The sequence below is a fragment of the Geminocystis sp. NIES-3709 genome, assembly GCF_001548115.1.
GTDB lineage: Bacteria > Cyanobacteriota > Cyanobacteriia > Cyanobacteriales > Cyanobacteriaceae > Geminocystis.
The window spans coordinates 285,025-309,999 of the sequence record NZ_AP014821.1 but is presented as its reverse complement, the minus strand read 5'-3'; the positions used below and the strand labels follow the sequence as shown (position 1 = coordinate 309,999).

Annotated in this window: 20 protein-coding genes, 2 pseudogenes and 1 riboswitch; of the genes and pseudogenes, 14 read left to right on the top strand and 8 right to left on the bottom strand. The window is 33.7% G+C overall.

Annotation, left to right across the window (positions count from 1 at the left end; all coding sequences use genetic code 11):
- From GM3709_RS01210 to cofG, 3 genes are all read right to left on the bottom strand, one after another.
- A complete protein-coding gene (locus GM3709_RS01210; RefSeq protein ID WP_071827994.1) occupies positions 1-2,307 on the bottom strand; it encodes an ATP-dependent helicase in 2,307 nt (768 codons plus the stop codon).
- Positions 2,308-2,463: 156 nt separating this feature from the next.
- Positions 2,464-2,943, bottom strand: a complete 480-nt coding sequence (locus tag GM3709_RS01205) for a pentapeptide repeat-containing protein (RefSeq protein ID WP_066115496.1) — start codon at positions 2,941-2,943, stop codon at positions 2,464-2,466.
- 42 nt (positions 2,944-2,985) lie between these two features.
- Complete coding sequence (gene cofG / locus GM3709_RS01200) at positions 2,986-3,954, bottom strand: 7,8-didemethyl-8-hydroxy-5-deazariboflavin synthase subunit CofG (RefSeq protein ID WP_066115493.1); 969 nt, start codon at positions 3,952-3,954, stop codon at positions 2,986-2,988.
- Between the two features lie 358 nt (positions 3,955-4,312).
- Here cofG and GM3709_RS01195 point away from each other — a divergent pair, with 358 nt between their 5' ends.
- The 5 genes from GM3709_RS01195 to GM3709_RS01175 all read left to right on the top strand — a co-directional run bounded on the left by GM3709_RS01195 (position 4,313) and on the right by GM3709_RS01175 (position 11,690).
- Positions 4,313-4,696, top strand: a complete 384-nt coding sequence (locus tag GM3709_RS01195) for a hypothetical protein (RefSeq protein ID WP_066115491.1) — start codon at positions 4,313-4,315, stop codon at positions 4,694-4,696.
- Positions 4,697-4,898: 202 nt separating this feature from the next.
- A complete protein-coding gene (locus GM3709_RS01190) occupies positions 4,899-5,717 on the top strand; it encodes a cyanophycinase (protein ID WP_066115489.1) in 819 nt (272 codons plus the stop codon).
- Positions 5,718-5,907: 190 nt separating this feature from the next.
- Positions 5,908-8,523 (top strand): cyanophycin synthetase, encoded by a 2,616-nt coding sequence (gene cphA, locus GM3709_RS01185; RefSeq protein ID WP_066115487.1) that lies wholly within the window; start codon positions 5,908-5,910, stop codon positions 8,521-8,523.
- A 237-nt stretch (positions 8,524-8,760) separates the two neighbouring features.
- Positions 8,761-9,165 (top strand): DUF1824 family protein, encoded by a 405-nt coding sequence (locus GM3709_RS01180; protein WP_066115485.1) that lies wholly within the window; start codon positions 8,761-8,763, stop codon positions 9,163-9,165.
- Between the two features lie 452 nt (positions 9,166-9,617).
- Positions 9,618-11,690 (top strand): M3 family metallopeptidase, encoded by a 2,073-nt coding sequence (locus tag GM3709_RS01175; protein ID WP_066115483.1) that lies wholly within the window; start codon positions 9,618-9,620, stop codon positions 11,688-11,690.
- A 164-nt stretch (positions 11,691-11,854) separates the two neighbouring features.
- Here the strand turns inward: GM3709_RS01175 and GM3709_RS01170 are convergent, their stop codons facing one another.
- The gene (locus GM3709_RS01170; RefSeq protein WP_066115482.1) at positions 11,855-13,201 is read right to left on the bottom strand and encodes a (Fe-S)-binding protein; all 1,347 of its coding nucleotides are present in this window, start codon (positions 13,199-13,201) and stop codon (positions 11,855-11,857) included.
- A gap of 185 nt (positions 13,202-13,386) precedes the next feature.
- Here GM3709_RS01170 and GM3709_RS01165 point away from each other — a divergent pair, with 185 nt between their 5' ends.
- The 3 genes and pseudogenes from GM3709_RS01165 to GM3709_RS01150 all read left to right on the top strand — a co-directional run bounded on the left by GM3709_RS01165 (position 13,387) and on the right by GM3709_RS01150 (position 16,200).
- Positions 13,387-14,169, top strand: a complete 783-nt coding sequence (locus GM3709_RS01165; protein WP_066115479.1) for a segregation/condensation protein A — start codon at positions 13,387-13,389, stop codon at positions 14,167-14,169.
- 380 nt (positions 14,170-14,549) lie between these two features.
- Positions 14,550-15,382 (top strand): annotated as a pseudogene (locus tag GM3709_RS19505) (IS630 family transposase).
- Between the two features lie 185 nt (positions 15,383-15,567).
- Positions 15,568-16,200 carry a TIGR04282 family arsenosugar biosynthesis glycosyltransferase gene (locus GM3709_RS01150; protein ID WP_066115473.1) on the top strand — a complete coding sequence of 211 codons (633 nt, stop codon included), beginning with the start codon at positions 15,568-15,570 and terminating at the stop codon, positions 16,198-16,200.
- Positions 16,201-16,284: 84 nt separating this feature from the next.
- Here GM3709_RS01150 and GM3709_RS01145 read toward each other — a convergent pair whose 3' ends face one another.
- On the bottom strand, positions 16,285-16,686 hold the full coding sequence (locus tag GM3709_RS01145; protein ID WP_066115471.1) for an MAPEG family protein: 402 nt from the start codon (positions 16,684-16,686) through the stop codon (positions 16,285-16,287).
- Between the two features lie 344 nt (positions 16,687-17,030).
- On the opposite strand from GM3709_RS01145, the gene GM3709_RS01140 reads away from it, so the two are divergent.
- Positions 17,031-17,228, top strand: coding sequence for a hypothetical protein (locus GM3709_RS01140; RefSeq protein WP_066121651.1), 198 nt, complete (start codon positions 17,031-17,033; stop codon positions 17,226-17,228).
- Between the two features lie 48 nt (positions 17,229-17,276).
- On the opposite strand, the gene GM3709_RS01135 is transcribed toward GM3709_RS01140, so the two are convergent.
- Both GM3709_RS01135 and thiC read right to left on the bottom strand, forming a co-directional pair.
- Positions 17,277-18,131, bottom strand: coding sequence for a shikimate dehydrogenase (locus GM3709_RS01135; RefSeq protein WP_066115469.1), 855 nt, complete (start codon positions 18,129-18,131; stop codon positions 17,277-17,279).
- Positions 18,132-18,279: 148 nt separating this feature from the next.
- Positions 18,280-19,662: a phosphomethylpyrimidine synthase gene (thiC, locus tag GM3709_RS01130; RefSeq protein ID WP_066115466.1), complete on the bottom strand. Its 1,383-nt coding sequence runs from the start codon at positions 19,660-19,662 to the stop codon at positions 18,280-18,282.
- A 5-nt stretch (positions 19,663-19,667) separates the two neighbouring features.
- Positions 19,668-19,763, bottom strand: a riboswitch (TPP riboswitch).
- A gap of 121 nt (positions 19,764-19,884) precedes the next feature.
- On the opposite strand from thiC, the gene yvcK reads away from it, so the two are divergent.
- The 5 genes and pseudogenes from yvcK to GM3709_RS19495 all read left to right on the top strand — a co-directional run bounded on the left by yvcK (position 19,885) and on the right by GM3709_RS19495 (position 23,899).
- Positions 19,885-21,225 (top strand): gluconeogenesis factor YvcK family protein, encoded by a 1,341-nt coding sequence (yvcK, locus tag GM3709_RS01125; RefSeq protein ID WP_066115464.1) that lies wholly within the window; start codon positions 19,885-19,887, stop codon positions 21,223-21,225.
- A gap of 63 nt (positions 21,226-21,288) precedes the next feature.
- Complete coding sequence (locus GM3709_RS01120; RefSeq protein ID WP_066115462.1) at positions 21,289-21,894, top strand: AAA family ATPase; 606 nt, start codon at positions 21,289-21,291, stop codon at positions 21,892-21,894.
- Positions 21,875-22,033 carry a Rho termination factor N-terminal domain-containing protein gene (locus tag GM3709_RS19500; protein WP_082712916.1) on the top strand — a complete coding sequence of 53 codons (159 nt, stop codon included), beginning with the start codon at positions 21,875-21,877 and terminating at the stop codon, positions 22,031-22,033. The genes GM3709_RS01120 and GM3709_RS19500 overlap by 20 nt, the downstream gene beginning before the upstream one ends.
- 35 nt (positions 22,034-22,068) lie before the next feature.
- The gene (locus tag GM3709_RS01115; protein ID WP_066115460.1) at positions 22,069-22,917 is read left to right on the top strand and encodes an ABC transporter permease; all 849 of its coding nucleotides are present in this window, start codon (positions 22,069-22,071) and stop codon (positions 22,915-22,917) included.
- A gap of 134 nt (positions 22,918-23,051) precedes the next feature.
- Positions 23,052-23,899 (top strand): annotated as a pseudogene (locus GM3709_RS19495) (IS630 family transposase).
- Between the two features lie 61 nt (positions 23,900-23,960).
- On the opposite strand, the gene GM3709_RS19490 reads toward GM3709_RS19495, so the two are convergent.
- Positions 23,961-24,913 (bottom strand): IS630 family transposase gene (locus tag GM3709_RS19490; RefSeq protein ID WP_144439385.1). Its coding sequence is split into 2 segments (ribosomal slippage): positions 23,961-24,577 and positions 24,577-24,913, totalling 954 coding nucleotides; the frame shifts between segments, so codons are not numbered across the junction.
- Positions 24,914-24,975 lie beyond the last annotated feature (62 nt).

The window sequence follows — 24,975 nt, the reverse complement described above, 5'->3', positions numbered from 1 at the left end:
TTAACTAAGGGCTATAATAACAGGACAAGGAGCTTGATCTTGCAATTGAGATTTATTACCATTATCTTCAAAAAAACCCCATCGCCAAGGTGCTTTTTTTGCTGATGACATCCATAATAATTTTTTTGCCCTTGTCATTGCTACATATAATAAACGATATTCTTCTGCTTTTTTCTGATAATTATTTTCTAAAGATGCCTCATCTATTGACATTTCTTTTTGATCTAATTTATCATGATGAACAATAGATCTTAATATCGATCGAGTGACATCAGCTAAGTTAAATTTTCCGATAAAACTAGCATTTTTTGGCATATATCCTTCACCATTTCCTGGGATAATATTTTCATGCAAAAAAGGTAAAAAAACATAATCCCATTCTAAGCCTTTTGCCTTGTGCATTGTAATAATAGTCAATTGTCCTTCTTTTTGATAACTCTTTTCGTCTTCTATTTCTACTCCCTTAAATTTTTCACCATTAACTATTGCTTTTAAGGTATCAATGATAGATTTTAAGGAAATATTTGTTTTGATTTCTTGTTTGATTCTTTCGTTTAATTTTTGTACCGTAGCTAATTCTAATTGATCATATTTTAAAGCTAAGGAAAGAAAAATAATTAATTGATAAGGTGCTAATTCTAAACGAGCTTGTAACAATTTTATACATTCATTTTTTATTTTAATTACCTGCTCATTTTGAGGACAATCTATCAAAGTCGGATATAAAAATTTTTCAGGATAAATGCTTAAAGAGGTTATATCTTCAAGATTTAAGTTTAACCTTTCCGTGACTATTTCTAAAGTTTTTCTAAGATATTGAGAAGAATGAGGAGAGTCTAAGAATTGTAAAAGAGATAAAATTTCTTGAGGAATCTTTGCATAACTATCAGTATCACTGATTAATTTAACTTTAAGATTATGAGTTTTTTCTAAGTCTTTTAAATAATCATATAAAAACTTTCCTTGTTTATTTTCTCTAACTAAGATAGCAAAATTTTCTAGTTTTTCCTTATTTTTTTTATCCCATAATTTAATAATTTTTGCTTTTATTAAATCTACGGTTTGATAAATATCTTTTGGATATTCAATCTCAAGTCCTTTCCCTTCAGATTGTGGATTAATATTAGTTGAATTTTCAGCAATTATAACAGGTTTTATCTCTTGATTTTCAAAAGGAATTAAGGACGATATATCATCAACTTTTTTATTAACTAATTCTGCTTTTATTTTATTATTAACCCATGTTAAAGTTTTATTGGCAGTATCAATAATAATTTGACAACTTCTTCCTGCTTGATTCATAGTATAAAAACTATTATTTTCTTGACATTGATGACAAAAATCACGAAAGTATTTAGGATCAGCAGAAGTAAATGTGGAATTTATTGCTTGATTAGAATCACCCACTCTGACAAAATTAGTTTGATTATTTTGAGTATCTGTTGCTAAAATTTCCAGTAATTTTTCTTGTAACGGGCTAGAATCTTGTGCCTCGTCTTCAAATACAGCAAAGACTTCTTCTTGTAAAATTTCTCTGGCTCGATCGTGTTTTAATACCCTTAAAGCAGATAAAATGAGATCATCATAATCTATCCTTTGTTGTTTTATCATCAACTCCTGATATTCTTCATATAACCCTTTGGCAATTGTCATCAATGGATAAGGATTACTGAGATTATTAGGTAAATAAAAAGAATCATTGAGAGTTAAATCCGAACTTTTAATAATAGATATAGCATTATAAGCTACTTTTGGCAATATATCATTTAATAAAATAGACTCTCGTTGTAATAGTTCGCTTTCGTCATCACTTAAACTTTTTTCACCTTTTAACAATAATTCATACAATTCAGGATGATTTTTTACCCATTGATTTACAGTATCAAAAATGAGCGGATGACTAGAATTTATATCCGTTAAAGTACGATTTTCCATTTCTAATTGAGATAATTGAGGATAGCGATTAGCTATATTCACCGCTAAACTGTGGATGGTTTGCACACTGAAGCCAACCGGAAGCAATTTTAATTCTTGTGTGAGTATTTCCTTGACTTTTTTTTCGATACTGGCAGTTGCCGATCGAGTATAGGTTACAATAATTAACTGTCGATTACTGTGGAGTTTATTTTTAGCGATAGTTATAGCCGCCGCCGTCGCTAAACCATGAGATTTTCCCGCCCCTGGCACGGCAGACACTGCCATTTTACCACCTTTCCACAGGGCTAGTTGTTTTTGTCCTTCTCTTAAATTTGCTACTAAAGACAGTATTTTATTTTTTAAATCTCGATCGATTTTATCATCTACCATAAATAATGAGGAATTAGCAATTAGCGATTAGTAATGTTTAACATTACCCGTCATGAAATCAATTTTAGGCAAAAACTAATAGCAAAAGTCAGAATCAACGGAGTCGAAAGACAAACTTTAAGCCAATATGATTTTTTTACATACAAACAACCTTAACTATTCACAATAAAGAGTATCACGGGTGTTTCTGCCAGTAACAGGATTAGTGCCGATGGCATTTGCACACAAAATTTCTTCCACATCCGGGCGTAAAATAACATCAGTAAAATCAGCACCTTCGATATTGGCTTTTTCAAATTTGGTGTTAGTGGCAAAAGCACCTTCAAGAATAGCGTTATGAAGATTTGCCCTTGTGAGTCTAGCAGAATCTAAAACGGCATTTCTTAAATCAGCACCTTCGAGATTTGCTGAATCCATATTAGCACCAAAAAAACTCACTTTTTGTAGATTAGCATTACTTAAGTTACTACTGCGCAGGTTCGCTTTATTAAAGGTTGAACCGCTTAAATTTTGTCCTGAAAAATCTGCTTCAAATAAGTCTCTTTTAGTATAATCTAAGGCTTGTACAGAATTAATTAAAGTAGTAAAAGTAAGTATAAATGTCAATATAAAAGTAAAAAAATTAACTAAAATCATAGTTTTTTATTAATAACAATTAGCGGAAGGATATTTTTTCCCTCAATGCACAAAGTCAGATGGTTTTTTTCTTATTATATCTTCGATCGTTCTTTGTAAGTTATTTGATAACCAAGAATAGTATTGAGGATAGACAGGTAAACGAGGTTTTAATTTCCAACCAGCTTTATTGAGAGTTTTGGCTAAAATCATGAGATTTTGATGATGATAGTCAGGATTTACTTCATCTTTCGGCACGATACCCCCTAAATCTTTTATTCCTAACTCTAAACTTTTTAATAAAGTTGTTTCTTTTTCAATCAAATTCGGAGGTATTTGTAAAGTAATGCTTTCTGGTAATATATCACGGGCGATCGAAATAATTTCAAAAATTTCTGATATTGTGATGGAATTTCCTTGTAATTCTTCCTGAGAACCTTTAACATAAGGTTGTAATATAATTTCTTGAATATGACCCCATTTAGCCTGTATTTTGTCGATCGCTTTTAAACTTTCAATTCGCTCTTGTAAAGTCTCCCCAATCCCTAAAAGAATGCCAGTAGTAAAAGGAATTTTAAGCATACCAGCCCACTCTAATTGTTGTAACCGTAATTCAGGAATTTTTGTAGGCGCATGACGATGGACTGTATTTAAGAGATTAGGAGTTAACTGCTCCAACATCAACCCCATAGAAACATTAACCTCTTTCAATAACGACATCTCCTCGAAACTCAATACTCCCACATTTGTATGAGGCAAAAATCCCATAGATAAAGCTAACTTTGCCAAATCATAAATTCGCCGTATCCATGGTTGTCTTCTGGTGGATTTAGGGTGAATTTCTCCACTTAAAATTAATATTTCAATAATCCCTTTATTTATAAGATTAGATAACATATTTTTAGCCGTATGTAATTCTAACCAAGGACTTTCATAAGGATCACTCCTGAAATTACAATAGCTACAACGATTAAAACACTCATAAGTCGGCACAATAGTAAAAGCTGGACTATAGGTTATTATTTTAGACATTCTTTAAAAAGATTTTATTTTGAACAATTCTCAATTACCTGAGTTCGATATAACATAAAAATAGGTGAGGGCTGACTTGGAAGAAAGGCAGACAGGCAGACAGACAGTATTTTTTGTGAGTCAATAAAATTATTTTTAAAGGACATCGAATATTGGGAATTTTTCTACTTGTCCATTTGTCTAGTTTTCATCATTTTCTTTATGTCGAACTGATCTTCAATTGGTAAAGATACTTAGCTACGATCGCATTTTATGAATAAAACCGATGATTTAAAAAATGTTAATTTTATCTTCAATGTAGAAAATGTGATTAATGAAAATGTTAAAGTAAACATGACAATTATTGGGGATAAAAAGGGTGAAACAAAATTTTCAAAGTAAAATAATTAATATTAATGACTCAGGTTTCGGTTGTTTATTAACATTTGTTATTGTTAGTTTAGTATTAGGTTCTATCGGTTTACAATGGGTCGTTAATGGATTTTTAATCTTCATTGCTTTACTTATTATTACTCCTATTATTGGAATTTGGGGTTTTCGTTGGTGGTTAAAAAGAAACTTAATTGAAGATGAATGTCCCGTGTGTAATTATAGTTTTACTGCATTAAATAATACTGACTGTCGTTGTCCTAATTGTGGAGAATTATTAAGAGTAGAAAACCATCAATTTATTAGAGAAATACCACCCGGAACTATTGAAGTAGATGCGATCGAAGTTTCCAGTAAAATATTAGAAGAATAATTTATGCTGGGACTGCAATTTACGCTATTTTTTCACCCTATCACTCTCACTTGTCTTTTGCTTGTTTTTTCTTGCCAATTCCACCAGTAAACGAAAATGCAAACTAACCTACCTGAATTTGAACTCTGAACTCACGATAGCTAATTGCTGTAAACTTGAAGATATGAAAATTTAGTCTAAGTAGGGAATTATAAAAAATAACATGAAGCAATATCTTAGAAGTTCTGTCCTAGTCATAGGAGGTGCAGAAGATAAAGTCCACGGCAAAGAAATTTTACAAAGTTTTTGGCATTGTGCTGGTGGTACTGATGCAATTATAGGAATTATTCCCTCCGCCTCCCGTGAACCTACTATTATTGGCGATCGATATGTTAGTATTTTTGGGGAAATGGGAGCAAAAGATTTAAAAGTACTAGATGTCAGAGATCGTATTCAAGGAGAAGATAAAGAGTATCAAGAATATGTGGAAAAATGTACGGGTATTTTTATGACAGGAGGAGATCAACTTAGATTATGTGGTTTATTAGCGGATACTCCTCTTATGGAAAGAATTCGTCAACGAGTGAAGTTAGGAGAAGTTACCCTCGGAGGTACCAGTGCTGGTGCCGCAGTTATGGGACATCACATGATCGCAGGTGGTAGTAGTGGAGAATCTCCTAATCGTGCTTTAGTTGATATGGCTATGGGATTAGGCATCATTCCTGAAGTGATTGTAGATCAACATTTTCATAACCGTAACCGTATGGCAAGATTATTAAGCGCCCTATCTAATCATCCCGAAAGATTAGGTATTGGTATTGATGAAGATACTTGTGCCGTTTTTCAAAAAGATGAGTATATTGAAGTAATTGGAAAAGGTACAGTGACGATCGTTGATGGTCAAGCCATGAGTTATACTAATCACGGAAAAGTTGCGGCAGAAGAACCTCTTGCACTACATAATCTGCGTTTACATATTCTTGGTCATGGCGATCGTTATAACCGCAAAACCCATCAACCTATTGCGGGAAGGATTGAATAGAGAGACAAGGGAAATAGAGGACGAGGAGACTAGAAGAAATTAAGTGTAAACTTACTATGCTGTCAACTATTTTCTATTTCTTTTCCAAAGAAAAAAAGCAGAAATGTTCAAACTGAACAGTTAAATAAAGATTAAAAACGAGACACTAAAAAATGCCTCTTAAAGTAAGTACCGTCTAACAGCAAAAACCATGAAAATCCTCAAAACACAAACCCTACGGGGGCCAAACTATTGGAGTATCCGCAGACAAAAATTGATCCAGATGCGTCTGGATTTGGAAGACGTAGCCGAAAAACCATCTAACCTGATACCGGGGTTTTATGAAGGTTTGGTGAAAATATTACCTTCTTTAGTCGAACACTTCTGTTCTAGGGATCATCGTGGTGGCTTCTTAGAAAGAGTGCAAGAAGGGACTTATATGGGTCATATTATTGAACATATTGCTCTAGAATTACAAGAATTAGCTGGGATGCCTGTAGGTTTTGGTCGCACCAGAGAAACTTCAACTCCCGGAATTTATAACGTCGTGTTTGAGTATGTTTATGAAGAAGCAGGACGATATGCTGGTAGAGCCGCCGTCAGACTTTGTAATTCTATTATTACAACAGGTGTTTATAGCCCTGAAGAATTAGCTCAAGATTTGTCAGATTTACGGGATTTACGGGCAAATTCTGCGTTAGGCCCCTCGACTGAAACGATTATCAAAGAAGCAGAAGCTCGACAAATTCCTTGGATGTTGCTTAGTGCTAGAGCAATGGTACAGTTAGGCTATGGTGCTAATCAACAACGTATTCAAGCGACTTTAAGCAATAAATCTAGTATTTTGGGGGTTGAGTTAGCCTGTGATAAAGAAGGTACTAAAACCACTTTAGCAGAAGCTGGTATTCCTGTTCCTAGAGGTACAGTAATCTATTATCTGGATGAATTGGCCGATGCCATCGCCGATGTCGGTGGTTATCCCATCGTTCTCAAGCCCTTAGACGGGAATCATGGTAGAGGCATTACCATTGATATAAACTCTCAACAAGAAGCAGAGGAGGCTTATGATTTAGCAAGTGCGGCTTCCAAAAGTCGAGCGGTGATTGTGGAAAGATATTATAAAGGCAATGATCATCGTATTTTAGTGATCAACGGTAAACTTATCGCCGTATCAGAAAGAATCCCCGCCCATGTAATAGGAAACGGACACTCTACCATTGAGGAGTTAATTCAAGAAACTAACGAACATCCCGATCGAGGAGACGGTCATGATAACATATTGACTAGGATCAGTGTCGATCGTACTTCTATGGGAGTGTTAAAAAGACAGGGTTTTGAAATGGATACCGTCCTCAAAGAAGGAGAAGTGGCTTATTTACGGGCAACAGCGAATCTAAGTACTGGGGGTATCGCTATCGATCGTACTGATGAAATACATCCTCAAAATATTTGGATAGCAGAAAGAGTCGCCAAAATTATTGGCTTGGACATTGCAGGTATTGATGTTGTTACCCCAGATATAACCAAACCTTTAAATGAAGTGGATGGGGTGATTGTGGAAGTAAACGCAGCCCCCGGATTTAGGATGCACGTTGCCCCCAGTAAAGGCTTACCACGAAACGTAGCCGCTCCTGTGCTGGACATGTTATTCCCAAATAATCATCCTAGTCGTATCCCCATTTTAGCGGTGACAGGGACAAACGGAAAAACTACGACAACTCGCTTACTAGCTCATATCTACCGTCAAACAGGAAAAGTTGTCGGTTATACCAGCACCGATGGTATTTATTTAGGAGATTATATGGTGGAAAAAGGAGATAATACAGGCCCTGTGAGTGCAGGTGTTATCTTAAGAGATCCCACTGTCGAAGTAGCAGTGCTAGAGTGTGCCAGAGGCGGAATTTTACGATCGGGTTTAGCCTTTGAAAGCTGTGATGTAGGTTTAGTGTTAAATGTGGCAGAAGATCATTTGGGATTAGGAGACATCGACACGATCGAACAAATGGCAAAAGTTAAAGGGGTGATCGCTGAGTCCGTTAATGCCGATGGTTATGCCGTTCTCAACGCAGACGATCCTTTAGTAGCACAAATGGCTAAAAATGTCAAGGGTAAAGTAGCTTATTTTTCCATGAATGCTAACAACCCAATTATTATTGATCATTTACGGCGTAATGGCATGGCAGCAATGTATGAAAATGGTTATCTCTCTATTTTTGAAGGGGAGTGGACATTAAGGATCGAAAAAGCAGAAAACATCCCCGTTACCATGAAAGGTATGGCACCTTTTATGATTGCTAATGCTTTAGCGGCTTCTTTAGCGGCATTTGTTCACGGTATCGATATTGAATTAATCCGTCAAGGGGTGCGTACTTTCAACCCCGGTGCAGATCAAACCCCCGGCAGAATGAATCTTTTTGACATGAAAGATTTTTCTGTATTAATTGACTATGCTCATAATCCGGCAGGTTATTTAGCCGTAGGGGAGTTTGTCAAAAACTGGAAAGGCGATCGTCTTGGAGTTGTAGGAGGGCCAGGTGACAGACGAGATGAGGATTTGATGCTTTTAGGTAAAATTGCTTCTCAGATTTTTGATCATATCATCGTGAAAGAAGATGACGATAATCGAGGGCGTGATCGAGGTACTGTAGCTGATTTAATTGTAAAAGGTATTGTTGGGGAAAATCCTCAAGCTAGTTATGATGTCATCTTAGATGAAACCGAAGCGATCGAAACAGGATTAAGAAAAGTTAACAAAGATGGATTAGTCGTCATTTTCCCTGAAAGTGTCACCAGATCGATCTCTATGATTGAAAAATATCAGTCTTAGTTCCATTATATATTCATTAATGACATAACTTAATGTGACAGAAACTTCTTGGTTTTTGCCTACATTCATCAAGATCAAATTATTCTCGTACCAAATATCATAGAGAATAGGAGTTAGGTTAGGAAAAATAAGGAAATATGAGTTATTATCTAATAATTTGATTTGTTTGAGATTTATTTCTTAGAAATCTTTAACCTAACACCTTTTTTGATACCTACCCATATTTTGTTTAATAAAATGACCCTAGAAGTAGATCAAGCATTAAAATTATTAAAAGAATTTAGTTGTGTTGATGTTAAATTAGTGGAATCGGAGATACAAAAGCAACAGTTACAAGAGGCCTTAAAATTAATAGTTAGTTTATCTGATGATCAAAATTTCGGTATTTGTGCTTCATCTGTTTCACAAGCCTTTAATACTTTAAAAAACTATTTACAAGCATTAGAATATAATCATAATATTGAAGATAATTTATCCCTAGAGAATAATCCTGTTTATCTTAAATTTAGCACAGAAAGAAAATCTTATAATTTAAGTGATTATCAAGGAAAATATCGAGGCGTTTTAATTACTATTTTTTCTGATTTTAACGATCGAATTGTTGGTACTTATGGTTATTTACCTTTAAATTTATTTTCATAACTTTTTTATTCTATTTTCTAACATTTAGAATCTTATTCGGTGAAGTTTCTAGTAAAGATAAAAAGATGTAAAAGTTTTTCTTTTTTGTCTAGGTTTTAAGAGAATTAACCTGTTTAATCATCACTAAAACACCACCCTAAAAAAACTATAATTATTCCAAAAAAAACTATTTCTGAATAATCGCCGATTAGATTAAATATACTCACAAAAGAACCGATAATAAAATTAAAAGTAATTTCTCTTAAAATAAAAATTAAAAACACTGCTAAAAATACAATGATCATGATTAAAATCTAACATTTTACTAGAAAAATTCTATACTTTTATTGGTTCAGGAATAATCAAAACGTTTATCAACTCGATCGACTTTCAACTATGAAAAAACATTATAACTCCAACTCCTTAAGATATTATAGGAAATAACTGTTTAAAATTTATAGAAAAGATTAACAATGACTACTGTTAGCAATCCCCTACTAATAGGTGAAGGATTACCACCATTTAATGATATTAAATCAGATCATATCGTTCCTGCTATCGAACAATTATTAACGGAATTAGACGCAGAATTAAGCCACCTAGAAGCACATTTTCAACCCACATGGAAAGGTTTAGTTGTGCCATTAAATCACATTGAAGAAAGATTAAGATGGAGTTGGGGTATAATCGGGCATCTCATGGGAGTAAAAAATAGTCCTGAGTTGCGTACCGCTTACGAAACAGTACAACCTCAATTAGTACAATTTGCTAATAAATTAAGTCAAAGTAAGGCTTTGTATGAAGGATTTACCAAGATTAGGTATAGTCAGGAGTGGGATAGTTTCGAGTCAGCACAAAAAAGAATTATCGAATCAGCGATTAAAGATGCAGAATTATCAGGTGTTGCCCTAGAAGGCGAAAAAAAAGAGCGTTTTAATCAAATTCAGTTAGAATTAGCAGAATTATCGACTAAATTTTCTAATAATGTCCTTGATTCGACTAAAGCATTTCAACTGCGTCTGACTACCCCAGAAGAAATTGATGGTTTACCGGCTAGTTTACTTAGTTTATCGGCACAAACCGCTAGAAGCGAAGGAGATGAAGATGCCACTCCTGAAAACGGCCCTTGGGTGATAACCTTAGATTATCCAAGTTATGTGCCTTTTCTTAAATTCAGTAACAGAGAAGATTTAAGAGAGAAAGTTTATAGGGCATTTATTAGTCGTGCAGGAAGTGGAGAATTTGACAATAATCCCTTAATTACCAAAATTTTGACTTTAAAACGGGAAGTTGCCCATATTTTAGGTTATTCTAACTATGCGCAGGTAAGCCTAGCGAAAAAAATGGCGGATAGTGTTGAATCTGTAGAGAAATTGTTGGAAGAATTGCGAGTAGTAAGTTATTCCGCCGCGCAACAGGAATTAAAAGAGTTAAAAGAATTTGCTAAAATTGACAATTTAAACCCTTGGGATGTGAGTTATTGGGCAGAAAAACAACGAGAGACAAAATTTAACTTCACGGAGGAAGAATTACGCCCTTATTTTTCCTTAAATCAAGTATTAGAGGGTTTATTTGGGTTAGCAAAACGAATTTTTGGTATTATTATTACTCCGGCTGATGGAAATGCTCCTGTTTGGCATGAGGATGTGAGATATTTCCAAGTCGCCAACGAAAATAATGAAGTTATCGCCCATTTTTATCTTGATGCTTATTCTCGCCCATCGGAAAAAAGAGGAGGCGCATGGATGGATGACTGTTTAGGTAGGGCAAAGTTTGAGCAAAATGGTAAGATTATCACCCGTCTTCCAGTGGCTTATCTTACTTGTAATCAAACTCCTCCCATTGATGATAAACCCAGTTTGATGACTTTTGGTGAAGTTGAGACTCTATTCCATGAATTTGGCCATGGTTTACAACATATGTTAACGGTGATTGACTATTCAGGTGCATCGGGAATTAATAATGTGGAATGGGATGCGGTGGAGTTGCCAAGTCAGTTTATGGAAAATTGGTGTTTAGAGAAAAATACTCTCTTTGGTATGGCTAAACATTATGAGACGGGGGAAACTTTACCTTATCACTATTACGAAAAATTGTTGGCTTCTAAAAATTATATGAGTGGCTCTGCAATGTTACGTCAACTACATTTTAGCTTCCTCGATTTAGAGTTACATTCTCGTTATCAACCTGATGGCAAAGAAACACCTCACCAAGTACGCGATCGCATAGCTCAAACTACTACAGTTATGATACCATTATCGGAAGATCAATTTTTATGTGGTTTCGGACATATTTTCGCTGGGGGTTATTCCGCTGGTTACTATAGCTATAAATGGGCTGAAGTACTTAGTGCAGATGCTTTTTCTGCTTTTGAAGAAGTGGGTTTAGAAGATGAAAACTCGATCGCAAAAGTAGGCAGACGTTTTCGTGATACCGTGTTAGCATTAGGCGGTAGTTTATCACCAATGGAAGTCTTTAAACAATTCCGAGGGCGACAACCTAATACTCAACCTTTATTAAGACACAGTGGATTATTAATGGTGTAATTATACCTACATCCCCCATGATTCGGGATTTTTTTAAATAGCTAGTGGCAGAATTTTTTGTGAAAAACCGTTGATTTAGACATTTGCCACTAGAGTTTTACAAGGTACGGATGAAGAATAAAATTTTTATCTAACTCTACTGTAACGTTCGCAAAAGAATATTATTACTTAATCATTTCTCCTCTAATAGAATAATCTAAAAACTCGATCGGGTGAATAATTTTAATTTCCTTTCCTTGTAATTGTAAATGTTTTGATATTTGTAAAGAACATCCGGGGTTAGGAGAAGCAATTATTTTAGCACCGGTACTCAACAAATTACGGACTTTTTGCTCACCTAATTCATTGCCCACGTCAGGTTGTAATAAATTGTAAACTCCAGCACTTCCGCAACATAAAGCGTTATCTAAAGGTTCTTTTAACTCTAAATTAGGTATTTTTTGTAATAATTGACGAGGTTGTAAACTAATTTTTTGTCCGTGTAATAGATGACAAGCGTCTTGATACACTACCTTAACTGTATCATTGGTAATGGGTAATAAATCTGTATTTAAGCCTATTTCTCCTAAAAATTCATGAATATCTCTGACTTTACTGACAAAGTCTTTAGCTTTTGATAAATAAGCTAAGTCCTCAGCTAAAATATGATGATATTCTTTAAGAGTATGACCACAACCAGCCGCATTGATGATAATATAATCAACTTGTGTATCCGTAAAACTATCAATCATTTGACGGGCAAGACTTTGAGCCTGATTTTCTTGCCCTTGATGGGCTGGTAAGGCGGCACAACATCCTTGAGTTTGGGGAATCACCACTTCACAACCATTGGCAGTTAAAACTCTTACAGTCGCTTCATTTACTGAGTCAAAAAACAATCTTTGCACACATCCTAAAATAACACCGACTCGATACCTTTTTTCGCCCTTGGCAGGAATAGTATAGGGATATTTTTTGTAGAGAGATTTAAGATTAATATGAGGCAAAATTGACTCCATAGAAGCGATACGGGGAAAAAATTTAAGTACACCTGTTTTTCTAACAAGGGTTTGTAAACCTGATATTTGATAAAACCAAAGTAGAGGTAAAAATAGACTTAATCTTGCGGGATAGGGAAATAAATTAAAAATAATAGTGCGGAGGAAATTTTCCCAGAGGTTGCGAGGTTGATTTCTTTCTACTTGAGGGCGCACTGCCGCAATTAACTGATCATATTGTACTCCAGAAGGACAGGTGCTAACACAGGCTAAACATCCTAAACAACTGTCAAAATGGGGGGCTGTGCTATCATCTAGGGATGCTTGTCCTTGATTAATGGCATTCATGAGATAAATTCTACCCCTAGGGGAATCCATTTCTTTGCCGATTACTCGATAACTAGGGCAAGTGGATAAGCAGAAACCGCAATGTACACATTGATCAACTAAAGATTGTGAAGGCGGATTTTTTAAGTCAAAGCCTTTAATATTTTCTGAAGATAAGTTAAATTCTGATGTAGGCAAGATATTCATGAATTTATTTATGTCTATAAAAATGATAGATTTTACTATGGTTGAACAAAATAGGTTATTTCTACGTTATCCTAATTAGATCATTCTTTGTTTTTCTGATTTTCTTCTAATCTTTGCTTATCGAAGCGTTTTGCGATAAATAATTCATACATTGATTTAGCAACACCCTTATTTTATAATTATTGATGATTGCAAATAAAAGTCCTGCCAGTCAAGCCATCGAGTTATTAATAGATTTAGCCCAAAAAGGAGAGATAGATCCTTGGAATGTGCAAGTAATCGAGATTATTGATCGTTTTTTAGCGGAATTAGGCATAAATGAGAGTAATAATCTTGATTTACAAACTACAGATTTATCTCGATCGGGACAAGTGATGTTATGGGCTTCCATGTTAGTATTATTTAAAGCAGAAACCCTCGAAAAATTAAGCCAAAAACCGGAAGAAGATGAAGAAACTGAATGTTGGGAAGAAGATTTAGAAATTAATGAAAATAGACGGAATTTTAGAAATAGTGACTTAGATAAACAGATCAAAAGAAGAACATCTGCACTACCTCCTAAAACAAGAAAGGTAACATTAGCAGAATTAATCACTCAATTACGGGAAATGGAGAGTGAATTAGAAGAAAAAAAAGTTACCCATAGCTTACCTTTAAATAAAACTAAAAAAGGTTATACTCGTAAACAAGCCTTAAGAACCATTACGGATTTAGCTCATAATGAAAATTTAACGGAATTAGCTCAACAAATTAATGATTTTTTGACAGAAAATTTAGTTAAAAATATAGATGATTCCACTATTAAATTAGATCAATTAGTTAATTGTTGGCAAAATCATAAACAAGATAAAGTAGAAGATAAGGTAGGGGTTTTTTGGGCATTATTATTACTATCTTCTCAGTCAAAAGTAGAATTACACCAAGAAGAATTTTATCAAGATTTAGACATTCGATTAATTGATAATTAGTGTAAATTATTTCTAAGATTCTATTTGAGTCAAAACATAGTGTTTAGAAAGAAATAAAGACACTTTTATAAATAGTAGCTATTATTTAAAAGTTTACAAATCATAAATGAATTGTTATAGTTATTTAAAATAACACTGAGACAGTTAGTGATAGAATTAAAATCAACAAATATTCAGATTTTACTAATACTATAATGTATCATAATTTAGAATTGAGAGAAAAGGTTATTGACTATCGGGACTTAAACTAAAAATATTAAACTATGAGTCTCAAATCGTTATAAATCAAAGATTTTACATAGATCGATAACTTTTCCTTTTATACCAAGAGTTTCAGCCGTTTTTATGACGTTTACCTAAATCTCTTACTCTGACTGTATTTGAAGCTATTTTTGCACCAAAATTTTTCAAAGTACCGCTATGTAGAGAATAAAGGTAGTGTAACTAAAGCAAGTAGAATTTTCGGGGTATCAAGAGCTTCAATATATCGCTGGTTAACCAGAGAAAACTTAAAACCAACTATCGTGAAATATCGACATCGCAAATTAAATTGGTCAGCATTATACCGTGATGTGATAGAAAATCCCGATGATAAATTAATTGAGAGAGCAAACAAGTTTGGAGTAACAGTTCCCGCTATATCTTATGCTTTTAAAAGAATGAAGATTACTAGAAAAAAAAACAGTTACGCTATAGAGAGAGAATAAAATACTTAATAACAATAAGAGAATTAGTAAAAAAACATGGCATCAAAAGTCTTGTATTTATTGACGAATCTGGGTTTGAAGAAAAAAGTAGTTGTATTTATGGATGGTCAAAAAAAGGGAAAAAAATTTATGGAAATAAGCAAGGAAAACGAGGAAAAAGAGAAAGTTTAGTAGCAGGAAGAAGAAAAAAAGAAAGAGACTTTATTGCACCAATGATTTTCACGGGAAGTTTAAATGCAGAAAGTTTTGAAGGGTGGCTTGTAAAATATTTATTACCATCCCTGAAAGAATTTTCAATACTGATCATGGATAATGCACCAATTCATAGAAAAAATAAAATAAAAGAGTTAGTAGAAAATGCAGGGCATCAAGTGATATTTTTGCCAACTTATTCTCCTGACTTTAATGATATTGAACATGATTTTAGTGCATTAAAAAGGGCAAGAATGTATAGTAAAGAAGATATTAGTTTAGATGAAATAATCCGCAGTTATTGTGACAGTTAAGTGTCTCATTCTTATTTTTAATGACTATATATTATAATTACACCTATTCAAAAATTAAAAATAAAATCAATTTTATCTTATACAGAAATCTTTAAATTTAATCGTTATTACTTTATTTTTTTATAGAGATGTCTATTTAATTTTTAGCGATCGAGTTTTAAAATCTTAGTAATTAAATCCTGATAATGAAAAAAAAGTCTTTAATAATTTTCACTCGTTATCCTGAAGTTGGCAAAACAAAAACAAGATTAATTCCTGCACTTGGTGCTGAAAAATCTGCTGATTTACAAAGATTAATGACTGAAAATACCTTAAAAAAACTTGACAATTTAACGAATACTATTGACTTAGAAATTAATATTTATTTTAGTGGTGGAAACATTGATTTAATGAAAAAATGGTTAGGAAATAAGTATAGTTTTTATCCTCAAATAGAAGGAGATTTAGGTTTTAAGATATATTCCGCATTTGAAGATAATCTTAAACGAGGTAAAGAACAAATTATTATTATTGGTGTGGACTGTCCTGATTTAGATAGTCAAATTTTACAAGAGGCTTTTTTGTCTTTAAATAACTATGATTTAGTAATCGGTAAAGCAATGGATGGTGGTTATTATCTTTTAGGTTTAAATATGTTAGAAAAAATTTTATTTACTAATATTAATTGGGGTACAAGTCAAGTATTTTCTCAAACTATGTCGATCGCAAAAAAACTTAATTTTACAATCCATGAATTACCTATTTTAAGAGACATCGATCGACCTGAAGATTTAAAATATATAGGAGTTTCATTCACCAAGGAAATAATTAAACCTTGATGAAAATTAGTAATAGAAAATAGTTTTTTATAACATAAAATTATTATATTTAAAATTATAATTTGTGTTTTTATTTTCTAATTTTTAAAGTTGTATTTGTTGATAAACTAAAATTCCTAAAGAAATTAAACAACCTAAGAATAAACTCATGCCACTGAGGATACTAATAGCAAAACCGGGAGCTCTTTTTTTTGCCTCTTGATAATATCCCCAAGCATATAATATTCTGCCAAAAACCCAAATTACTCCTAGAATTGTCCCCCACAATTCACTGACATAATAAGAAAAAATCCATAATAACGGCAAGAATAATATTAGTTGTTCTAACATATTTTGTTGTACTCTTAATGCCCTTTCAAAATTAGGATCTCCTGTCATAGCTGGAGGTATTACTCCATATTTAAACCTTGCCCTTCCTACATTAATAATCGTTACAAAATAAACTAATAAGGCAGAAACTGTAACAATACTTGTACCTAATAACATAAAAATTTTACTCCTATTTATTAATTTAAAACTTGTTTAGTTGATAGTTATTTTTAGTAAATAAAAAATATAATTTTAGACTAAATTCATTTTTTTCGATATAATTTAATCAAAAAATATAGAAACATTATCTTTACTATTGATAATGATAATATCGATTGATTTTATAGAATCATAACTATTTTTTACTGTGTTTTTATTAAAAATTTTTTCCTTTTAACAATATAGCAATTTCATTTCTATTTTAAATGATTTCTTAGATTTTGATTGATAATTGTTTCCTGATCATGCTAAAAAGACTTAAGTAAATAATGCAATTAAAAGATCAAAAACTACTTATGTACATGACTCCTAAAAGTGGCGTATTGCTACTTCTTTCTTGTGTAACGGCGATCGCTTCTGTTGGTTCTGTGTTTGAATTATCATCAGGAATGCCGCAATTAGGGCAAATAAATACAACAATTATTCTATTCCTCAGTGTCCCTCTAACTATAGTATTTTTTATCTTAGCGGTGATGGATGCTAGAGCAAATCTAAAATAAAGAATAAGTAATAAGTGATAGGTAATGATATTAGTATAATTTTATTGATCAAAGATTGAGTAATGCTTGACGCATAATTTCTATAGGGGCTTGTTTTTGTGTCCAAATTTCAAACCCAACAGCACCTTGTTGCACTAACATCTCGCTACCATCAATAATTATTGCACCTTGTAGTTGTGCCTGTTGTAAAAACAAGGTAGGACGAGGAGTATATATTAAATCATAAGCGATCGTATTTTGTTTTACTAATCTATTTTGCTCTTTTGTCAAGGGAGAATTGTCAATATTTGGGTACATTCCAATAGGAGTCGTGTTGACAATTAACTCACTATCAGGAATCAAGTTTGTTAACTTATCCCAAGAATAAACTGATATTTGACAATTAAGATTACTATAGGCAAAACTATCTTTTAATGCTTCTAATTTCTCAAGATTTCTACCAATAACTCTAACTTCCTGACATCCTAATTGCTCACATCCCACAATTACAGCTCGACTAGCACCACCCGCACCCAAAACCATAGGAGTAATTTTAGTCCAATCTCGATTTAACTCTTTCAAAGGGGCAATAAAACCATCAATGTCAGTATTTGTGCCGTGCCAACCTTCCCCCCCTAACCAAACAGTATTGACAGCACCAATTTTTTTAGCAGTGTCTGTTATTTTTGTTAAAAAAGAGATCACATTTTCTTTATGGGGGATAGTAACGTTAAAACCCCTTAAATTTATTGCCTGAAACCCTTTAAAAACTATTTCTAAGTCTTCCTTTTTCACCTCAAAAGGGACATATACATAATCTAAATTTAACATCTCGATCGCCGCATTTTGCATCACTGGGGACTTAGAATGTTCGATCGGATCACCGATAATACCTAATAATTTTGTTGTACCTTTTATGTGCATAGTTGCAAAAAAATAAGAGAATTAGTTACTAAGAGAATGTTTATAAATAAAAATGCACAGTACTGAGAGATATATTAGTAATAAATTTTTGAATATTTTATCTATTTTGACTAGGTTAAAGGTGAGCAATGCCCACCCTAAAAAGTAATTATTTAGCCATTGCTACGACTTCACTTTCTTTTGCTAAGAATTTTTCTAACTCAGTAAGCGCATCCGCATCAACTTTGGTTTGCATGGGACAGAATTTAGGGCCACACATAGAGCAAAATTCCGCAGTTTTATAAATATCTGCAGGTAATGTCTCATCATGATATTCTTTAGCACGTTCGGGATCTAAAGATAGCTCAAATTGACGATTCCAGTCGAAGTTATAACGAGCTTTCGATAATTCATCATCTCGATCTCTGGCACCGGGGCGATGACGGGCAATATCTGCCGCATGAGCCGCAATTTTATAAGCAATTAAACCATTACGCACATCTTCAGCATTCGGTAAGCCTAAATGTTCTTTTGGAGTGACATAACATAACATTGCCGTACCATACCAACCAGCCATAGCCGCACCGATCGCACTGGTAATATGGTCATAACCCGGTGCAATATCAGTAACGAGAGGCCCTAACACATAAAAAGGTGCTTCAGAACACTCTTCCATCTGTTTTTTTACGTTAAACTCAATTTGATCCATCGGTACATGACCGGGTCCTTCTACCATAACCTGAACATCATGTTCCCATGCTCTGCGAGTTAATTGTCCTAAAGTTTTTAACTCGGCTAATTGTGCTTCATCAGAAGCATCATGGGTACAACCGGGGCGTAGAGAATCCCCTAAACTAAAAGAAACATCGTATTTTTTGAAAATTTCGATAATTTCGTCAAAATGAGTATAAAGAGGGTTTTGTTTATGGTGATGCAACATCCAACGAGCGATAATACCACCGCCACGAGAAACAATACCAGTAATACGATTACGCACTAAGGGTAAATGTTCAATTAAAATTCCTGCGTGAATGGTCATGTAATCCACACCCTGTTGAGCGTGTTTTTCGATGATATGTAAAAAGTCATCAGGAGTAAGATTTTCAATGTTACCATGAACACTCTCTAAGGCTTGATAAATAGGTACAGTACCGATGGGAATAGGAGAAGCCTTAATAATTGCGGTACGAATTTCGTCTAAGTTACCGCCTCCTGTCGATAAATCCATTAAAGTATCAGCACCATATTTGACAGCTAAATGTAGTTTAGCGACTTCTTCATCGATGTTAGAACTATTGGGAGATGCACCAATGTTAGCATTTACTTTACACTTAGAAGCAATACCGATCGCCATAGGTTCAAGATTAGGATGATTGATATTCGCTGGAATAATCATTCTTCCTCTTGCCACTTCATCCCGAATTAAATCAACGGGTAAATTCTCTCTTTTCGCTACATAGTGCATTTCTTCCGTTATCACACCTTGACGGGCATAGTGCATCTGGGATACATTAGCTTGTCCACTACGTTTAGCTATCCATTCTGTTCTCATATTTTGTCCTCAATAAACAGCTTTCCTACGCTGGTATTACCCAGTCTCAGGTTCTAAGGGTTTTTCTCAGCCTAATTTTTTAGACACCCCTAGCTATAAAGAAAATTGTATCATGTATTCAGCCGTTTAAGAAAGTTGACTCTTGACAGTTGACGGTTGACGGTTAAGATTAGATTGTTAATGGTTCACTATTCATTGTTCGTTGTTAGAATCACCAATTTTATGGTTAATAGTCGTAACGGTCGTAAAAAAGTCAATCACCTGTACAAATGGTTATCACCGGGTATTCTGGTTAAACGTTGGTTACTTACTAGCATGATCGGCATTTTAATGACGGTGTTAGGCTTGGCTATTTGGACTAAATTAACTCCCATTTATCGCTTTTTAGACTTTGTTATTGAGCTTCTTAATAAAATTACTAATAATATTCCTAGTTATATTTCAGGGCCTCTCGTTTTAATTATTGGTTTATTTTTATTATATTGGGGACAAACTCGCACTTTAGGCTCTATTACAGAGGTTTTAAAACCTAATAGTGATGAGGATTTAATCGAGGTTTTGTGGAATTATCGTCGTTTAAATCGTGGCACAAAAGTCGTTGCTATCGGTGGTGGTACGGGTTTATCGACTTTATTGAGGGGAATTAAGGATTATAGTGCTAATATTACGGCTATTGTTACGGTAGCTGATGATGGTGGTTCTTCGGGTAGGTTACGTCGGGAAATGGGAATGTTACCACCGGGGGATATTCGCAATTGCATTGCGGCTTTAGCCGATGAGGAAAAATTGTTGACGGAGTTATTCCAATATCGTTTTACCGCAGGAGAGGGATTAAATGGCCATAGTTTTGGTAATCTTTTTTTAACGGCGATGACAGAGATAACAGGAGATTTGGAAGGTGCGATCGAGGCTAGTTCAAAAGTATTAGCTATTAGAGGAAGGGTTTTACCGGCAACGTTAAGTGATGTGACTTTATGGGCTAGGTTTGCGGATGGTAGAGTGGTAGAAGGGGAGTCTAATATCCCCGAAGCGGGTGGGAAAATTGTGGAAGTGGGGTGTAATCCTTCTTATCCTCCGGCAACAACCGCAGTGATTAAAGCCATTCAACAAGCAGAATATATTATCATGGGGCCAGGTAGTTTATACACTAGCATTATTCCTAATTTACTTGTACCAGAAATTCGAGAGGCGATCGCTAAAAGTTCTGCTCCTAAAATTTATATCTGTAATATAATGACCCAAAAAGGAGAAACCGATAGTTATACTGTAAGTGATCATATTAGAGCAATCGACCAAGTTTGTGGTGGTAAAATATTTGATGCAGTGTTAGTACAAGGACGATCGCCATCGGAAGAAGTATTAAGAAAATATGCCCTAAAACATTGTCATCCAGTATATCTCGATCGAGAAGAAGTGGTTAAATTAGGTAGAAGAATTGTTCAAGCCAACATCATGAGCGAAAATCAAGAAAGTACTTATGTACGTCACGATCCCAAATTATTAGGAAAAGTATTGTTTAGATGGTATAGTAGTACTCCAAGATCAAAGTTATTTAAGTATTAGTTTTTCTATTTTTGAAATATATTGATAATTAAAGTTAAATCTATCTAAAACAAAAACTTGTTCATGAATAAGACAACTAATCTTAGTAAATTATTATTCAATCTTCCTGAAAACGCTAGTGAAGCAGTTATTGATGTTAATTTTGCGTCTGTTTTATTAAATGCCTTGGGATTTGAAGATCAAGAAATTTATCCACAATATCCTGATGGTAATGGAAAATTTGTCGATCGAGCAGCAAGAAAAACTGTTGGAGATGATGTTTTTTTATTTACTAAAACAAATCCTTATTTGTTACTAGAATTAAAAGGCAAAGAAATTAATTTAGCTCAAGGAAGTCCTCAATATAATAGTACGGTAAAACAACTAAAACAATATCTTTTAGCCCCTAACTGTCGTCAAGCTCAATGGGGGATGATTACTAATTCAATTCATCTCCAATTATTTCGCCGTCATGGAAAGGTAGTTTTTCCTGCCTCTGAATGTATTTCTCTGGAAGAAGGAAATATTGATGAGATAATCGCTGATTTTCGTCGTCAAATTGAAAAACGGAATCAAGCCTTAACCATAACTGTTTATAACAATAAAGGTGGTGTTGGTAAAACTACCACAAGTGTTAATATGGCGGCGACTTTAACTTTAAAGAGAAAATATGACAGAGTCTTTGCCTAATAATATTATTGATGTTAATATACTTAGAACTATGACAGCAGTAAATTTAAAAGCGATGGCAAAAAAAAGAGGTATTGTTGGGATTAGTAAAATGAAAAAAGATGATTTAATTAAGGTTTTAAGTGAAAAAAATACCTAAATTAAAATTATTAAATATTTTCTTAATTATATTCCATGTTTTGGCGTAAATTTAGTAAAGATAAAATGGCGATCGCAGGATTATTAACCTTAATTGTGATCATTGTCAGTATTCTATTCTTACCGATCGTTTATCAAACTTCAATTGATAAAATTAATTTTGCACAATCTACTCTCCCCCCCAGTTGGCAACATCCATTTGGTACAAATGATCTAGGTCAAGATCAACTAGCAAGAGCTTTATTTGGCGGTAGAATTTCTTTGACAGTGGGAATTTCAGCCATGATAGTTTCTATAATTATAGGGACAATTATAGGCTCGATCGCAGGTTATTTTGGCGGTATTCTGGATAATATTTTGATGAGATTAACGGATATATTTTTATCCTTACCTCAGTTACCTGTTTTATTATTAATAGTTTATTTGTTTCGGGATGCCATCAAAGAAATTTTTGGAGCCCAAATAGGGATTTTCGTCTTAGTTGTTTTTGTTATAGGTTTACTAAATTGGATGTCTGTGGCAAGATTAGTCAGAGGTTCATTTTTACAAATCAAAGAAAGAGAATTTATTGCCGCCGCCAAAAGTTTGGGAGCAAATTCAGGACGTATAATTCTAGTCCATATTCTTCCCAATGTTTTCAGTGTTATTATCGTTGCCGCTACCCTTGCCGTTGGTAATGCCATTATTGTAGAATCTACCCTTAGCTTTTTAGGATTAGGCTTTCCCCCAGATATTCCTACATGGGGAAGGATGTTGTATGATGCTCAAAATTATCTCACATCTGCTCCTTATATGGCAATATTTCCGGGGTTGGCAATATTTTTCACAGTATTAAGTATTAACTATATTGGAGATGGACTAAAAGATGCCCTTAACTCTAAATAGGGGTTGCTGAAAAAGTATTTTGGTGATGGTAGGAAATGGGAGAAATATTTATAAATATAGTTATTTAAAATAACACTGAGACAGTTAGTGATAGAATTAAAATCAACAAATATTCAGATTTTACTAATACTATAATGTATCATAATTTAGAATTGAGAGAAAAGGTTATTGACGATGTAGAGAATAAAGGTAGTGTAACTAAAGCAAGTAGAATTTTCGGGGTATCAAGAGCTTCAATATATCGCTGGTTAACCAGAGAAAATTTAAAACCAACTATCGTGAAATATCGACATCGCAAATTAAATTGGTCAGCATTATACCGTGATGTGATAGAAAATCCCGATGATAAATTAATTGAGAGAGCAAACAAGTTTGGAGTAACAGTTCCCGCTATATCTTATGCTTTTAAAAGAATGAAGATTACTAGAAAAAAAAACAGTTACGCTATAGAGAGAGAAATAGTACAGAGAGAATAAAATACTTAATAACAATAAGAGAATTAGTAAAAAAACATGGCATCAAAAGTCTTGTATTTATTGACGAATCTGGGTTTGAAGAAAAAAGTAGTTGTATTTATGGATGGTCAAAAAAAGGGAAAAAAATTTATGGAAATAAGCAAGGAAAACGAGGAAAAAGAGAAAGTTTAGTAGCAGGAAGAAGAAAAAAAGAAAGAGACTTTATTGCACCAATGATTTTCAGGGGAAGTTTAAATGCAGAAAGTTTTGAAGTGTGGCTTGTAAAATATTTATTACCATCCCTGAAAGAATTTTCAATACTGATCATGGATAATGCACCAATTCATAGAAAAAATAAAATAAAAGAGTTAGTAGAAAATGCAGGGCATCAAGTGATATTTTTGCCAACTTATTCTCCTGACTTTAATGATATTGAACATGATTTTAGTGCATTAAAAAGGGCAAGAATGTATAGTAAAGAAGATATTAGTTTAGATGAAATAATCCGCAGTTATTGTGACAGTTAAGTGTCTCATTCTTATTTTTAATGACTATAATTGAAGTAATCAATTCTTATTATAGCATTTATCAGAATGATGAGGTACAGTAACAGCAATGGGTGAACCAATTGTGCATATCTAACTGTGTTACTTGCTCCATGGCTTTTCCAATCGCCTCTACTAGATCATGATAATTTCTCGGTTTTAGTTTTCTGATCTGATTTTTGACTTTCGACCAAAAATTTTCAATGGGTGAAAAATCTGGGGAATAGGGTGATAAATACACCAATGATGCCCCCACTTTCTCTATTTCCTTTCTAATTGTTTCTCCTAAATGAATTTTTGCATTATCCATAACTACACAAGCTCCCACCCATAATTTGGGCACTAAATCTCTGATCACAAAAGCCTCAAAAGTTAATCCATCTACAGAACCATAAATATTTCTTGATGCTACTACTTCCTTTAAGGATATTGCCGTCACTATAGAAACATTACCCCCTCTTTTCTGGGGTTTTTCTCCTCTGACTCTGTACCCTTTTTTTGCCCTACCATAAAGGCGAAGCATTGCTAAATTACTTCCCGATTCGTCCACAAAAATTAAGTCCTCTTCATTAATTTCTCTCACTTTATCCCAATATTCAGATCTTTTTTGTTGAACTCTCTCACTATGTTTTTCTGTGGCATACAGTGTTTTTTTTTGACAGTATCGTCAAATTTACGACTGATTCTGTCAATAGTCGATGTACTGAGTTTAAGTCCAGTTTTTTTCTCAAATAACTCGGCTAATTCCCAGAGAGTAGCATCATTATTTTCGTTGATAATTTCTAACAGGACAACCGTTTGTTCAGGATTTATTTTGGGGGGTCTTCCCCCTGAATGACGAGGTTTGAGATCCCCAGTTTCTTGATACTGCTTGATTATCTTTTGTACAAAACTTTTTGCCACACCAAAATTCTTAGCTAATTGACGAATGGAGCATTGTTGCTTTTCACGAGCATGAATAATCTTTTGTCTTAAATCCAAAGAGTAGGGACGCATTAGATTAATGTTAATATCGTCTACATTTTTTCATCTCAAAATTGTACCTCATCATTGTAAGA

Coding starts and splice junctions, on each gene's coding strand:
- GM3709_RS01210 (WP_071827994.1), bottom strand. CDS start 2,307: ATGGTAGATGATAAAATCGATCGAGATTTAAAAAATAAAATACTGTCT.
- GM3709_RS01205 (WP_066115496.1), bottom strand. CDS start 2,943: ATGATTTTAGTTAATTTTTTTACTTTTATATTGACATTTATACTTACT.
- cofG (WP_066115493.1), bottom strand. CDS start 3,954: ATGTCTAAAATAATAACCTATAGTCCAGCTTTTACTATTGTGCCGACT.
- GM3709_RS01190 (WP_066115489.1), top strand. CDS start 4,899: ATGAAGCAATATCTTAGAAGTTCTGTCCTAGTCATAGGAGGTGCAGAA.
- cphA (WP_066115487.1), top strand. CDS start 5,908: ATGAAAATCCTCAAAACACAAACCCTACGGGGGCCAAACTATTGGAGT.
- GM3709_RS01180 (WP_066115485.1), top strand. CDS start 8,761: ATGACCCTAGAAGTAGATCAAGCATTAAAATTATTAAAAGAATTTAGT.
- GM3709_RS01175 (WP_066115483.1), top strand. CDS start 9,618: ATGACTACTGTTAGCAATCCCCTACTAATAGGTGAAGGATTACCACCA.
- GM3709_RS01170 (WP_066115482.1), bottom strand. CDS start 13,201: ATGAATATCTTGCCTACATCAGAATTTAACTTATCTTCAGAAAATATT.
- GM3709_RS01165 (WP_066115479.1), top strand. CDS start 13,387: ATGATTGCAAATAAAAGTCCTGCCAGTCAAGCCATCGAGTTATTAATA.
- GM3709_RS01150 (WP_066115473.1), top strand. CDS start 15,568: ATGAAAAAAAAGTCTTTAATAATTTTCACTCGTTATCCTGAAGTTGGC.
- GM3709_RS01145 (WP_066115471.1), bottom strand. CDS start 16,686: ATGTTATTAGGTACAAGTATTGTTACAGTTTCTGCCTTATTAGTTTAT.
- GM3709_RS01140 (WP_066121651.1), top strand. CDS start 17,031: ATGACTCCTAAAAGTGGCGTATTGCTACTTCTTTCTTGTGTAACGGCG.
- GM3709_RS01135 (WP_066115469.1), bottom strand. CDS start 18,131: ATGCACATAAAAGGTACAACAAAATTATTAGGTATTATCGGTGATCCG.
- thiC (WP_066115466.1), bottom strand. CDS start 19,662: ATGAGAACAGAATGGATAGCTAAACGTAGTGGACAAGCTAATGTATCC.
- yvcK (WP_066115464.1), top strand. CDS start 19,885: ATGGTTAATAGTCGTAACGGTCGTAAAAAAGTCAATCACCTGTACAAA.
- GM3709_RS01120 (WP_066115462.1), top strand. CDS start 21,289: ATGAATAAGACAACTAATCTTAGTAAATTATTATTCAATCTTCCTGAA.
- GM3709_RS19500 (WP_082712916.1), top strand. CDS start 21,875: ATGACAGAGTCTTTGCCTAATAATATTATTGATGTTAATATACTTAGA.
- GM3709_RS01115 (WP_066115460.1), top strand. CDS start 22,069: ATGTTTTGGCGTAAATTTAGTAAAGATAAAATGGCGATCGCAGGATTA.